13 protein-coding genes are annotated in these 12658 nt (G+C 75.5%); 6 read left to right on the top strand and 7 right to left on the bottom strand.

Going from position 1 to position 12658, the window contains the following annotated elements; genetic code table 11:
• Nucleotides 1-17: 17 nt before the first annotated feature.
• The 4 genes from BMZ16_RS03330 (at nt 18) to BMZ16_RS03315 (ending at nt 3963) form a co-directional block, all read left to right on the top strand.
• Entirely contained in the window at nt 18-1121 is a 1104-nt protein-coding gene (locus BMZ16_RS03330) for a sugar kinase (protein ID WP_089798152.1), read from the top strand.
• A gap of 121 nt (nt 1122-1242) precedes the next feature.
• Nucleotides 1243-2094, top strand: coding sequence for a VTT domain-containing protein (locus tag BMZ16_RS03325; protein WP_089798151.1), 852 nt, complete (start codon nt 1243-1245; stop codon nt 2092-2094).
• On the top strand, nt 2091-2864 hold the full coding sequence (locus BMZ16_RS03320; protein WP_089798150.1) for an HAD-IIA family hydrolase: 774 nt from the start codon (nt 2091-2093) through the stop codon (nt 2862-2864). The genes BMZ16_RS03325 and BMZ16_RS03320 overlap by 4 nt, the downstream gene beginning before the upstream one ends.
• 79 nt (nt 2865-2943) lie before the next feature.
• On the top strand, nt 2944-3963 hold the full coding sequence (locus tag BMZ16_RS03315) for an AAA family ATPase (RefSeq protein ID WP_089798149.1): 1020 nt from the start codon (nt 2944-2946) through the stop codon (nt 3961-3963).
• Nucleotides 3964-4062: 99 nt separating this feature from the next.
• Here the strand turns inward: BMZ16_RS03315 and BMZ16_RS03310 are convergent, their stop codons facing one another.
• The 6 genes from BMZ16_RS03310 to BMZ16_RS03285 all read right to left on the bottom strand — a co-directional run bounded on the left by BMZ16_RS03310 (nt 4063) and on the right by BMZ16_RS03285 (nt 8285).
• The gene (locus BMZ16_RS03310; protein ID WP_089798148.1) at nt 4063-4632 is read right to left on the bottom strand and encodes a LemA family protein; all 570 of its coding nucleotides are present in this window, start codon (nt 4630-4632) and stop codon (nt 4063-4065) included.
• Between the two features lie 52 nt (nt 4633-4684).
• Complete coding sequence (locus BMZ16_RS03305) at nt 4685-5473, bottom strand: hypothetical protein (protein ID WP_089798147.1); 789 nt, start codon at nt 5471-5473, stop codon at nt 4685-4687.
• 11 nt (nt 5474-5484) lie between these two features.
• Entirely contained in the window at nt 5485-6060 is a 576-nt protein-coding gene (pyrE, locus tag BMZ16_RS03300; protein WP_089798146.1) for an orotate phosphoribosyltransferase, read from the bottom strand.
• 47 nt (nt 6061-6107) lie between these two features.
• A complete protein-coding gene (locus BMZ16_RS03295; RefSeq protein ID WP_089798145.1) occupies nt 6108-6716 on the bottom strand; it encodes an OmpA family protein in 609 nt (202 codons plus the stop codon).
• Nucleotides 6713-7345, bottom strand: coding sequence for a hypothetical protein (locus BMZ16_RS03290; protein WP_089798144.1), 633 nt, complete (start codon nt 7343-7345; stop codon nt 6713-6715). Before BMZ16_RS03290 ends, BMZ16_RS03295 begins: the two co-directional genes overlap by 4 nt.
• Before the next feature lie 145 nt (nt 7346-7490).
• The gene (locus BMZ16_RS03285; RefSeq protein ID WP_089798692.1) at nt 7491-8285 is read right to left on the bottom strand and encodes an SDR family NAD(P)-dependent oxidoreductase; all 795 of its coding nucleotides are present in this window, start codon (nt 8283-8285) and stop codon (nt 7491-7493) included.
• Between the two features lie 178 nt (nt 8286-8463).
• On the opposite strand from BMZ16_RS03285, the gene BMZ16_RS03280 reads away from it, so the two are divergent.
• Both BMZ16_RS03280 and recQ read left to right on the top strand, forming a co-directional pair.
• The gene (locus tag BMZ16_RS03280) at nt 8464-9279 is read left to right on the top strand and encodes an SDR family NAD(P)-dependent oxidoreductase (RefSeq protein WP_089798143.1); all 816 of its coding nucleotides are present in this window, start codon (nt 8464-8466) and stop codon (nt 9277-9279) included.
• Between the two features lie 79 nt (nt 9280-9358).
• Nucleotides 9359-11446 (top strand): DNA helicase RecQ, encoded by a 2088-nt coding sequence (gene recQ, locus BMZ16_RS03275; protein WP_177199572.1) that lies wholly within the window; start codon nt 9359-9361, stop codon nt 11444-11446.
• Between the two features lie 87 nt (nt 11447-11533).
• Here the strand turns inward: recQ and BMZ16_RS03270 are convergent, their stop codons facing one another.
• On the bottom strand, nt 11534-12631 hold the full coding sequence (locus BMZ16_RS03270; protein ID WP_089798142.1) for a LacI family DNA-binding transcriptional regulator: 1098 nt from the start codon (nt 12629-12631) through the stop codon (nt 11534-11536).
• Nucleotides 12632-12658: the final 27 nt, after the last annotated feature.

The raw sequence follows: 12658 nt of genomic DNA, 5'->3' as shown, positions 1-12658 counted from the left end.
ACGAGACCGAGGACCCCATGAGCGCCCTGTCCATCCGGCCCGCGGCCGAGTGCCGCTACGACGTCGTCTCGCTCGGTGAGGTCATGCTGCGCCTCGACCCGGGCGAGGGCCGCATCCGCACCGCCCGGCAGTTCCGCGTGTGGGAGGGCGGCGGCGAGTACAACGTCGCCCGCGGCCTGCGCCGCGCCTTCGACCAGCGCGCGGCCGTCGTCACCGCCCTGGCCGACAACGAGGTGGGCCGCCTCGTCGAGGACCTCGTCCTCACCGGCGGCGTCGACACGTCGTTCATCCGCTGGGTCCCGTACGACGGCATCGGCCGCGGCGTGCGCAACGGCCTGAACTTCACCGAGCGCGGCTTCGGCGTGCGCGGCGCCGTGGGCGTCTCCGACCGCGGCCTGACCGCGGCCTCGCAGCTGCAGCCGGGGGACGTCGACTGGGACCACCTGTTCGGCGACCTGGGTGTGCGCTGGCTGCACACCGGCGGCATCTTCGCCGCGCTGAGCGCGACGACCGCCGAGCTGGTCGTCGAGGCGGTGACCGCCGCGAAGCGCCACGGCACGGTGGTGTCCTACGACCTCAACTACCGGCCGTCGCTGTGGAAGGCGATCGGCGGGCAGGCGACGGCGCAGGAGGTCAACACGCGCATCGCCGAGCACGTCGACGTCATGATCGGCAACGAGGAGGACTTCACCGCCTCCCTCGGGTTCGAGGTCGAGGGCGTCGACGAGAACATCTCCGCCATCGAGGTCGACGCGTTCGCCGCGATGATCGAGAAGGCCGCCGCCGCGTACCCGAGCTTCCGGGTCATCGGCACCACGCTGCGCACCGTGCACTCCGCGTCCTGCAACGACTGGGGCGCGATCGCGTGGTCCCGCGACACCGGGGTCGTGCAGGCGACGTACCGCGAGCGCCTCGAGATCCTCGACCGTGTCGGCGGCGGCGACTCGTTCGCGTCCGGCCTCATCTACGGCCTGCTCGACGGGCAGCCGCTCGCGACGGCCGTCGAGTACGGCGCCGCGCACGGCGCGCTGGCCATGACGACCCCCGGCGACACCACGATGGTGACGAAGGCCGAGGTGCTCAAGCTCGCGGGTGGTGGCAGCGCCCGGGTCGACCGGTGACGCGGCACCCACGCCGGCCCCGCCGTCACGTCCGCGACCGGGCCCCCGACGGCCCGACGTGCACGGATCCTGCACCCGGGGACCAGCCGCCGCCCACGTCGCGCGCCGTACGCTGGGACCCATGCTGACGACGACGGTGCTCGCTGCCGCCCTGACCGACGCCCCGATGCAGGCCCTGGCAGGTGGTCCGCTGCCCGCGCTGGGCCCGGACTTCCTCAACGCCGAGAAGCTCATCGACTCGTTCGGCACCGCGGCGCTCATCGGCATCGTGGCCGTCGTCTTCATCGAGACCGGGCTGCTCTTCCCGTTCCTGCCCGGCGACTCGCTGCTCTTCACCGCCGGGGCGCTCGTCGCGCAGGACTCGCTGCAGCTCAACATCTGGGTGCTGTGCCTGCTGCTGTTCCTCGCCGCGTTCACGGGCGACCAGGTCGCGTACGCGATCGGCCGCAAGCTCGGGCCCAAGGTCTTCAACCGGCCCGACTCGCGGTTCTTCAAGCAGAAGTACATCGACCAGACCTACGCGTACTTCGACAAGTACGGCGGCCGCACGATCATCGTGGCGCGCTTCGTGCCCTTCGTGCGGACGTACGCCCCCGTGGCGGCCGGCGTCGGCAAGATGCACTACCGCCACTTCGTGTCGTACAACGTCATCGGGGCGCTGCTCTGGGGCGTCGGGGTGACGCTGCTGGGCTACTGGCTGGGCAACTTCTCGTTCATCAAGAACAACATCGAGGCCCTGCTGATCCTCATCGTCGGCGTCTCGGTGCTGCCCGTGGTCTTCGAGCTGTGGAAGGCACGCCGCAAGGAGAAGGCCGGCGAGACGGTCGAGGGGCGCGACACCGACTACGACGAGCCGGTCGAGCGCGCGGCCGTCGAGCGGGAGGTCTTCGGCCACGCCGCGACGGCGCCCGTGGCCGGCCAGGCCGGCACGGAGGTCGTCGACGACGGGGCGACGGAGCACACCGAGCGATGACCCGCGAGATCCGGTCGTGGCTCTCGGACATGGACGGCGTCCTGGTCCACGAGGGCACCGCCCTGCCGGGGGCGGCGGAGTTCGTCGACGCGCTCAAGGCCGCCGGGCGCCCGTTCCTCATCCTCACGAACAACTCGATCTTCACCCCGCGCGACCTGCGGGCCCGGCTCGCCGCCACGGGGCTCGACGTCCCGGAGGAGTCGATCTGGACGTCCGCGCTGGCGACGGCGCAGTTCCTCACCGACCAGATGCCCGGCGGGTCCGCGTACGTCATCGGCGAGGCCGGTCTGACGACCGCGCTCTACGAGGCCGGCTACACGCTGACCGCCTCCCGCCCCGACTTCGTCGTGCTCGGTGAGACGCGCACGTACTCGTTCGAGGCGATCACGCAGGCCATCCGGCTGATCCAGGGCGGCGCCCGGTTCATCGCGACGAACCCCGACGTCACCGGGCCCAGCGCCGACGGCGACCTGCCCGCGACCGGCGCCGTGGCCGCGATGATCTCGGCCGCCACCGGACGCAAGCCCTACTTCGTGGGCAAGCCGAACCCCATGATGATCCGCTCGGCGCTCAACCGGATCGACGCGCACTCGGAGACCACGGTCATGGTCGGCGACCGCATGGACACCGACGTCGTGGCCGGCATCGAGGCGGGCCTGCGCACCTACCTCGTGCTCACGGGGTCCACGCGCGAGCAGGACGTGCAGCGCTTCCCCTTCCGCCCCACGGCGGTGCTGGACTCGGTGCAGGACCTGATCGCGCTCGTCTGAGGGACGTTCGGCCCGCCCAGGGGGTCCTCCGGGGCCGTTCGTCCCGCCTCGGCGACCAGCACCGGGGGCACGCTGGAGCATGCGCAACAGCGAGCTCGCCCAGGTGCTGCGCGCGGCCAACCCCTGGTGGTCGCGTCGCCGCCGTGCGTCCTGGGTGCTCGACGACGCCGACCTGGCGACCCGCGCACGCCACGAGTGGCAGCCGGCGACGCAGGCCGCCCGCGCGCTCCTGGCGGACCTCGCCGCCGGCCCGCGTCCCGGCACGGTGACCGTCGTCGCCGGCCCGCGCGGCGTCGGCAAGACGACCGCGGTCAAGGACGTCGTCGCGCACCTGGTGGCCGACCCCCGCACCGACCCGCGCCGCGTGGTGCTGGTCCCCGCCGAGCGGACCGAGCCCGACGGCACGGTCCTGCAGTGGGAGCCGGCCGACCTCGCCACCGTCGGGCGCACCCCCACCCGGACCGGTGCGCCGGCGTGCGACGACCCACGCGTGCTCGTCCTGGACGAGGTGGGTGCCGTCGACGGGTGGCCGCAGGTCGCCGCCCACGCGCACCACCGCGGCGACCAGGTGGTCGTCACGACGTCCGTGCTCGACCCCGCGGACCTCGCCGCCCTCGAGCAGCAGGTGCCGGGCGTCGCGGTCCGGCGCCTGCAGCCCGCGAGCATGTCCGAGGTCCTGCTCGCCCGGCCGGGCGGTGGCACGCAGGACGTGCGCAGCGCCTACCTGCGCCACGGCGGCCTGCCGCGCGCGCTGGCCGAGCACCGGGACCTGGGCGACGTCGGGGACGAGCTGGTCCGGTGGCTGGCGGCCGGCCTGCACCACGACGTGTGCCGCGGCGGGGACGGCTGCCCGCCCGAGGTGCTGCTGGCGGCGCTGTGCGAGACCACCGACCGGTTCGTGGAGCCGGAGCAGCTGGCGCGCGCGCTCGGCCTGACGATGCCCGAGGTGACGCTGCTGCTGGCCCGCCTGGAGCAGGCCCACCTGCTGGACCCGCGCCGCGGGCTGGTCGACCCGCTGCTGCACCGGCTGCCGTCGTTGCTGGCCCCCGACCGGTACGCCGCGCCCTCGGTGCAGCACATCGCGACGTTCTCGCACTGAGCGCGACGACTTCTGAGCACGACGACGCCCGGCCACGACGGGCCGGGCGTCGGGTGGTGCGAGCGGTGCGGTGCGGTGCGGTGCGAGCGGTGCGGCGGCTCAGAACCCCACGGTCGGGGCGCGGCGCACCTGCGGGTCGTCGACCTCGAAGTACTCGGCGCGCGTGAACCCGAACATGCCGGCCACGACGTTGGCGGGGAAGGACTCGACCTTGGTGTTGAGCTCGCGCACGTTGGCGTTGTAGAACCGGCGGCCCGCCGCGATGCGGTCCTCGGTGTTGGCCAGCTCGGCCTGCAGCTGCTGGAAGTTCTCGCTGGCGCGCAGCACCGGGTAGTTCTCGGCCACCGCGAGGAGCCGGCCCAGCGCGACGTTCAGCGCGTTCTCCTGCGAGGCCTGCTCGGCGGGCCCGGCGCTCGGTCCGGCGGCCGCCGCGCGGGCGCGCGTGACCTCGTCGAACACGCCGCGCTCGTGGGCGGCGTACCCCTTCACCGTCTCGACGAGGTTGGGGATCAGGTCGTGCCGGCGGTGCAGCTCGACGTCGATCTGCCGCCACGACTCCTGCACGAGGTTCCGCAGGCGGACGAACCCGTTGTACTGCGCGACGCCCCACAGCAGGACGAGGACGACGACGACGGCGATCACGACGAGGGCGATGAGGCCTCCGCTCACGGCGACTCCTTGGGTCGGGACGTGGGCCGATCGTACCGGCCGCTCTCCCCGCTCAGGCGCCGCGGGTGACGTCGTCCCGGTGCGGGTCGTGCCCGTGGTCCTGCCAGACGTGCCGCGGGACCCCCCGCACCACGGCCGCCAGCACGCCGAGCCGGGGGGCGATGCGGGCCGTGTCCGTGGCGCCCGTCTCCCAGGACGCGATCCACGTGCCCTCGATGCGCCAGGCGACGCCGAGCGCGTCGGGTCGCAGCAGCCGCTCGAGGGTCCGCGGGTGCAGGATCGCGTGCGCGGTCCGGGCCTCCGGTGCGTCGACCCGGTAGGCGGCGTTGAACGCCGCGGACTCCAGCTGCAGGTCGCGCGCACCGAACGCCTTGGCCAGGCGGGCGCCCACCCCCTCGGCGGTCACCTCGAGCGTCGGCAGGTAGGCGGGCAGGCGGAGCGCGACGACGTGCGCCTCGTGCTCACGGCGCTCGTCGCCGCTGCCCGTGGTCCACGTGTACGTGAACGACACGGCGGGCAGCGCCTCGTACGTGCCGGTGAGGACCTCCGTGACCGTGCGCGCCCGGCCCTGGCCGAAGGGCCGGCCGGTCTGCAGGGTGGCCAGGCCGAGCCCGGGGTCCCGCGGCGAGAAGGCCCAGCCGGTCGCCCCGGCCCACGCCGTCAGCTCGGCGGCGCGCCGGCGCCGCAGCCACGAGCCGCCCACGGCACCCAGCACGACGACCGCACCGATGAGCAGGAGCATCCCGCCGCCCTGCGGGGCGAGACCGGTCCACGAGCCCACGAGGACGAACGCGACCACCCCCAGCGCGGCGTACGCGCCGAGCCGTACGCCCTGCCGCACGACGGGGCCCGTCAGGCCAGGCCGAGGTCGGACAGGTCGAGCAGGTGGTGGTACGCGACCCCGAGCGCTTCGATCGCCTCACGGGCGCCCGTGCCGCGGTCGACGATCGTCGCGACGGCCACGACCTCGCCACCGGCCTCCCGCACGGCCTCGACCGCGGTGATGGCGGACCCACCGGTCGTCGAGGTGTCCTCGACGACGACGACGCGGCGACCGGCCACGTCGGGGCCCTCGATGCGGCGCTGCAGGCCGTGGGCCTTGCCGGCCTTGCGCACGACGAACGCGTCGAGATCCTGCCCGCGCGACGCGGCGGCGTGCAGCAGCGCCGTGGCGACGGGGTCCGCCCCCAGGGTGAGCCCGCCGACGGCGTCGATCTCCGCCGTGCCCAGGCCGACCTCCTCGAGCAGGTCGAGCAGCAGGTGGCCGATGAGCGGGGCCGCGCGGTGGTGCAGCGTCACCCGGCGCAGGTCGACGTAGTAGTCGGCCTCCTTGCCGGACGAGAGGGTGACCCGGCCGTGCACGACGGCGAGGTCACGGACGAGGGCGACGAGCTGGTCACGGGGCGCTGCGGCGGAGGCGTCGGTCACGGCCCGAGGGTACCGGGCCGCCCCGACGTCCGGACGCCGCCGGGCGGTCAGCCCGCCACGCGCACCTCGACGCGGCGGTTCAGCGCCCGCCCGGACGGGTCGTCACGACCGTCGACCTCCTCCTCGGCGACCGGCTGCGCGCTGCCGTGCCCGGTGACGGTGAGCACCAGGTCCGGGCGGGCGGCGGCGAGCGCGTCGGCCACGGCCTGCGCGCGGGCCTGCGACAGCGGCAGGTTGACCTCGTCGCCGCCGAGCCCGTCGGTGTGCCCGTCGACGGCGACCGTCGCCCCCTGCGGCAGCGCGGCGGCGATCTCGCCGATCGCCGCGGGCGCCGCCGGCGCGAGCTCGGCGCTGTCGAACGCGAACAGCAGGTCCGACGTGAGCGTGGTGACGCCCTGCGCCTCCCGCGCCAGCTCGCGGACGGACTTCTCGCGCAGCAGCGCCAGCGGCCCGCCCACCGGACGCAGCGGGCCGCCGGACAGCCGCAGCGTCGCCCGCTCGACCATGTCCGGGGTCACCGGTGTGCGGGCGAGCTCCGCCCACGGCGGCTCGTCCGCCGTGGCGCCCGCCGCCGCGACCGGCACGCCCACGACGAGCGGTGCCGCGGTGACCAGCACGAGCGCCAGGCGCGCGCCCCGCACGGCGGGCGGCGTCACGACGTCTGCCGGGCGGTCACGCCCGTGAACGCGGGCAGCCCGTCGGACACCAGCACGTCGAGCGACCCGCCCGGGTTCTCGGGGGCCGGCAGGGCCGCCCAGCCCTCGAGGGTGGCGTGGTTCTGCAGCGCGGTGTGGATGCGGCTGAGCGGCGAGGCGAGCATCGACGACTGGCACTCCTGCCGGTCGCTCCCGTCGCCGTTCCAGTCGCCCTTGACGCACAGCGGCATGAACGCCTGCAGGTGCGTCGTGTCCGTCACGAGGGGCACGGGGTCGATGCCGAGGCCGAGCAGGCTCATCTCGTCGTCGTCGGGGCGGTCCGGCGCGTCCCACCGCAGCGCCCACCGCACGGTCATCACCTCGGCGTCGACGCGGACGTCCCGCAGCGTGAGCGTGACCTGCCCGCCGGCGGTCTCGGTGCCCGCGGGGGTGTCGACGGTCTGCTCGGCGATCACCTGCGTGGCGACGTCGTCGACCGGCGGCGCGGCGTCGGCGGCGGGTGTGGCCTGCCCGGCCGCCGTGCCGGTGGGGGCGGGCGGGTCGTCACCACCGGTGCAGGCCGAGGTCACGGCCAGGGCGAGGAGCGCGACGAGGGCGTGACGCAGGCGCGGGCGGGCGGACGGGCGCATGGGGGGTCCTCCGGTGACGGGGGCGGAGCCCGCACCGTACCGCGCGTCGGACGGATGCGGACGAACCACCCACCGCGTCCGGGCCGCCACCGACCCCCACCCACCGCGTCCGGGCCGGTCGGGCCGACCGGGTCGGGCCGACCGGTCAGTGCTCGGCGGTCTGCTCCTGCGCGGCGTCGGGCAGCGCCCGCCGGTACCCGCCGAACGCCCGCACCGCGGAGCGGGGCGCGAGGCGCAGCAGCGCCGACACCGCCTTGTACCGCAGGCTCGGCGTCGACAGGACGACGCCGCGGCGGACGTCCGCGAGCGCGGCGGCCACCACGTCCTCGGCGTCGAGCCAGCCCACCTCGGGGTAGTGCGCCGTGTCGATGCGTCCGCGCTCGTGGAACTCGGTGCGGGTGAACCCCGGCGCGACGACCGTCGCGGTGACACCGGTCCCCTTGAGCTCGACCGCCAGGGCCTCGGTGAACACCCGCACCCACGCCTTGTGCGCGGAGTAGGTGCCGGTCGCGATGAGCCCGGCGACGGACCCGACGTTGAGGATCGCGCCGCGGCCCCGCGCGCGCATCGCGGCGGCGGCCTCGTGCGACAGCACCATGACGGCCCGGACCATGAGGTCGAGCGCCCGCTCCTCGGCGGCCAGGTCGCCGTCGACGAAGGGCTGGTTGAGCCCCATGCCGGCGTTGTTGACGAGCAGCCCGACGGGGCGCTCGTCCGAGCGCAGGCGGGCGGCGACGCGCTCGAGGTCGCCACGGTCGGTGAGGTCGGCGGCGAGCACCTCGGCACGGATGCCGGCCGCCGCCTCGAGCTGCCCCGCGAGGCGGGTCAGCCGCTGCTCGTCGCGGGCGACGAGCACCACGTCGTGGCGGGCCGTGGCGAGCTGCCAGGCGAACTCCAGACCGAGGCCGGCGCTGGCGCCGGTGACGAGTGCGGTTCCCATGGGCGCCACCCTACGGATCGCGCGCCCGTCGCGTCGCGTCGGCGGCGCGTCCGTGGCGCGGGTGCGCAGGTGACGGCTGTCCCCGGGGCCGCGGGGCGCCCGGTCCGCGGCCCCGGATGCCCACCAGCCGGACCGCCCGTAGCGTGGTGCGCCCGCCATCGACCCGGAGGTGCGTGCCATGGAGACGTCCCTGCTGCCCGCCCCGCTCGCGCTCGTGACCGGTGCGTCGAGCGGCATCGGCCTGGAGATCGCGACGCGGCTGGCCGAGCTGGGCCACGACCTCGTCGTCACCGCCGAGGACGAGGCGATCGGCCTGGTCGCCGAGGGCCTGACGCAGCACGGCCGCGCGGTGCGCCCCGTGCGCGCCGACCTCACGCTGGCCGAGGGCGTGGACGCGCTCGTCGCCGACGTCACCGCCGGGGGGCGGCCGCTGGACGTGCTCGTGCTCAACGCCGGGCGGGGCGCCGGCGGCGCGTTCCTCGACGTGCCGCTGGAGGACGACCTGGCCACGATCGCGCTCGACGTCGTCGCCCCGGTGCGGCTGGCCAAGGCGCTGCTGCCCGCGATGGTCGACCGCGGCGTCGGCCGGGTCCTGGTGACGTCGTCCGTGGGTGCGCTGATGCCCGGGCCGTACTACGCGACGTACGCGGCGTCGAAGGCGTTCGACCTGTCGTTCGCGCAGGCGCTGCGCTACGAGCTGCGCGACACGGGCGTGACGGTCACGGCGCTGCTGCCCGGCCCGACGGACACCGACTTCTTCGAGGCCGCCGGCATGCAGGACACGCGCGCGGGGCAGGGTCACAAGGACGACCCCGCCGACGTGGCCCGGCAGGCCGTCGACGGTCTGCTGAAGGGTGACGAGAAGGTCGTGGTGCGCTCGCTGCAGGCACGCGGCCAGGCCGCCGCGGGTGCGGTGCTGAGCGACGGTGCCGGGGCCGCGCTGCAGGCCCGGTTCGTCGAGCCGCGGGACGCCGCACCCGCCGACGGGCGCTGAGGCGCAGGTCCGCGCAGCCCCGTCCACAGCCGGACGGCCCGCGCCGCGCCGCGCCCTCGACGGCTCGTAGGGTGGGGGCGTGCTGCCGGACCCCACCGTTCCCGAGACCCGTCGTCGACGGCCGGCCGGACCGCTCGACGACCCGCCGCCCACCGACGCGCCGACGTGGGACGACGAGCCGGCCGAGCCGTGGTGGGACGACGCTCCCCCGCCGCCGGACGACGCCCCGCCGCCCGAGGCGTGGGCCGAGGACCCCTGGGGCGCGCCGGCGCCCGGCCGCACGGGCACCCGCCGCCCGGACGCGCCGCGCAGCACGGCGGCGGGACGCCCGGCCCCCTCCCACGGGACGCCGGCCGAGGTGCTGCACCGGGTCTGGGGGTACGAGGCGTTCCGCGGTGACCAGGCCGCGATCGTCGACACGGTGGTCGCCGGCGGCGACGCCGTCGTGCTCATGCCCACCGGCGGCGGCAAGTCGCTGTGCTACCAGGTGCCCGCGCTGGTCCGCGAGGGCACCGGCATCGTGGTCTCCCCGCTGATCGCCCTCATGCAGGACCAGGTCGACGCCCTGTCCGCCCTGGGGGTCCGCGCCGGGTTCCTCAACTCCACGCACGAGCGCGACCAGCGCCGGGCCGTCGAGGAGGCGTTCCTCGCCGGTGAGCTGGACCTGCTGTACCTGGCACCGGAGCGGCTGCGCGTGCCGGACACCCTCGACCTGCTGGACCGGGGGCACGTCGCGCTGTTCGCGATCGACGAGGCGCACTGCGTGTCCCAGTGGGGGCACGACTTCCGCCCCGACTACCTCGCGCTGTCGCTGCTGCACGAGCGCTGGCCCGACGTGCCACGCATCGCGCTCACCGCCACCGCGACGCACGCGACGCACCGCGAGATCTGCGAGCGCCTGCAGCTGACGGACGCCGCCCAGTTCGTCGCCAGCTTCGACCGCCCGAACATCCGCTACCGGATCGTGCCCAAGGACAACCCGCGCGCCCAGCTGCTGCACCTGCTGCGCACCGAGCACGCGGGCGACTCCGGCATCGTCTACTGCCTGTCGCGGGCGTCGGTCGAGCAGACGGCCGAGGCGCTGCGCAAGGAGGGCGTCGACGCGCTGCCGTACCACGCGGGGCTGGACCGACGGGTGCGGGCGGCGAACCAGTCCCGGTTCCTGCGGGACGACGGCGTCGTGATGGTCGCGACCATCGCGTTCGGCATGGGCATCGACAAGCCCGACGTCCGGTTCGTCGCGCACCTGGACCTGCCGAAGTCGGTCGAGGGCTACTACCAGGAGACGGGACGCGCGGGGCGTGACGGGCTGCCGTCGACGGCGTGGCTCGCGTACGGGCTGGCCGACGTGGTGCAGCAGCGCCGCATGATCGACACGTCCGAGGGCGACGCCGCGCACAAGCGGCGCCTCACCCAGCACCTCGACGCGATGCTCGCGCTGTGCGAGACGGTGGACTGCCGCCGGGCGCAGCTGCTCGCGTACTTCGGCCAGGAGTCCGACGGACCGTGCGGCAACTGCGACACGTGCCTGGAGCCGCCGCAGTCGTGGGACGGGACCGTCCCGGCGCAGAAGCTGCTGTCGACGGTGGTCCGGCTCGACCAGCGGGGGCAGCGGTACGGGGTGGGGCATCTGGTCGACATCCTGCGCGGCAAGGCCACGCCGCGCGTGCAGCAGCTGGGGCACGACCAGCTCTCGACGTTCGGGATCGGGCAGGACCTGTCCGACGGCGAGTGGCGCGGCGTGGTGCGTCAGCTGCTCGCGGCCGAGCTGCTGGCCGTCGACACCGAGGGGTACGGCACGATCCGCCTGCTGCCCGCGTCGGCGGAGGTGCTGCGCGGCGAGCGCGAGGTGCGGCTGCGCCGCGAGCCGGAGCGCACCGGGCGGGCCACGCGGGAACGGCGCGGCTCCGGGCGCACCCCGGCAGCGGCGGCCGACCTCACGGGCGGCGACGCCGCGCTGTTCGAGGCGCTGCGCGCGTGGCGTGCGGGCGCCGCCAAGGAGCAGGGCGTGCCCGCGTACGTGGTGTTCCACGACGCGACGCTGCGCGAGATCGCGACCCGCCGTCCGACGACGCGCGCCGAGCTCGGGACGATCAGCGGGATCGGCGCGGCCAAGCTCGACCGCTACGCCGACGGCGTCCTCGCCACCGTCGCAGCCGACGGCTGACTGCCAGGTCACCAGGTCACCGGGTCACCGGGTCGGCGGGCCGACCGCGCCACCCGCGACCGGGCTACCCGGACCGCCGGGCCCGCGTCAGCCGACGGGGCCGGTCGAGGACCGGACGACCAGGTGCGTCGGCAGCAGCACCGGGTCGGCCGTGTCGCGGACACGGGTGACCGGGTCGTCCTCGAGGTCGGGCTCCTGGTCGAGGTCGGAGGCCTCGTCCGGGTCGGCGGCCGGCCCGGCGTCCGCGCCCTCGCCGGCCGGGCGGTCGCCCTCGAGCCGCGCGAGCAGCAGGTCGGCGGCCATGCGGCCCGCCAGCTCCACGGGTGACTCGACGGTCGTCAGGGCGGGACGCACCAGGTCGGCACCGAAGATGTCGTCGCACCCGATGACGCTCATGCGCTCGGGCACGGGGACGTCGCGGACGTCGAGCCGCTCGAGGACGCCGAAGGCGAGCAGGTCGTTGAACGTGACGACGGCGGTGGCGCCGGCCTCGAGCGCGGCGTCGGCCGCGGCCGCACCGGCCTGCCGCACCGGGGCGTACGGGCCGAGCACCACGAGCTCCACGCCGAGGCGCGCCGCGGCCGGCTCGAGCGCCTCGCGGCGGCGGCGGTCGGACCACGACGTCACCGGGCCGGAGGCGTAGGCCACCCGCCGGTGCCCCAGCGAGGCCAGGTGCTCGAGCGCCTGGACCATGCCGCCCGCGGTGTCGAGCAGCACGCCGGGCGTGGCGGGGATCGTGCGGTTGACCACGACGAGCGCGAGGTCCGCCGCGGCCGCCGCGATCTGCTCGTCGGACAGACGCGACGCGGCGAGCACCGCACCGTCCACCTGGCCGCGGAGCTTGCGCAGGGTGTCGGCCTCGACCTCGGCGGACTCCTCGGTGTCCGCGAGCACCTGGACGTACCCGGACTCCCGCAGCCGTGCCCCGGTGCCCCGCACCAGCCCGAAGAAGAACGGGTTGGTGACGTCGGGCAGCACGAGCGCGACGGTGGCGGTGCGGCCCGAGAGCAGCGCGCGGGCCGACGCGCTCGGGATGTACCCGAGCTCCTTGGCCACCGCGACGACGCGGTCGGCGGTGTCCGCGTTGACCCGGCCGGGGCGGGTCAGCGCCCGCGACGCGGTCGACACGGCGACCCCTGCGGCCGCTGCCACGTCCCGCAACGTGGGCTGTCGCCTGACGGCCATGCACCCTCCAGGTCAGCTCGTCGCCGC

This window comes from Cellulomonas sp. KH9, from assembly GCF_900114185.1.
In the GTDB taxonomy this organism is placed as follows: domain Bacteria; phylum Actinomycetota; class Actinomycetes; order Actinomycetales; family Cellulomonadaceae; genus Cellulomonas.
Note: the sequence above shows the minus strand (reverse complement) of the source record. Positions and strands in the feature narration are given on the sequence as shown.

Excerpts from the sequence above, each read along its gene's own strand:
- BMZ16_RS03330 (WP_089798152.1), top strand. The coding sequence starts at position 18 with ATGAGCGCCCTGTCCATCCGGCCCGCGGCCGAGTGCCGCTACGACGTC.
- BMZ16_RS03325 (WP_089798151.1), top strand. The coding sequence starts at position 1,243 with ATGCTGACGACGACGGTGCTCGCTGCCGCCCTGACCGACGCCCCGATG.
- BMZ16_RS03320 (WP_089798150.1), top strand. The coding sequence starts at position 2,091 with ATGACCCGCGAGATCCGGTCGTGGCTCTCGGACATGGACGGCGTCCTG.
- BMZ16_RS03315 (WP_089798149.1), top strand. The coding sequence starts at position 2,944 with ATGCGCAACAGCGAGCTCGCCCAGGTGCTGCGCGCGGCCAACCCCTGG.
- BMZ16_RS03290 (WP_089798144.1), bottom strand. The coding sequence starts at position 7,345 with ATGCGCCCGTCCGCCCGCCCGCGCCTGCGTCACGCCCTCGTCGCGCTC.
- BMZ16_RS03285 (WP_089798692.1), bottom strand. The coding sequence starts at position 8,285 with ATGGGAACCGCACTCGTCACCGGCGCCAGCGCCGGCCTCGGTCTGGAG.
- BMZ16_RS03280 (WP_089798143.1), top strand. The coding sequence starts at position 8,464 with ATGGAGACGTCCCTGCTGCCCGCCCCGCTCGCGCTCGTGACCGGTGCG.
- BMZ16_RS03270 (WP_089798142.1), bottom strand. The coding sequence starts at position 12,631 with ATGGCCGTCAGGCGACAGCCCACGTTGCGGGACGTGGCAGCGGCCGCA.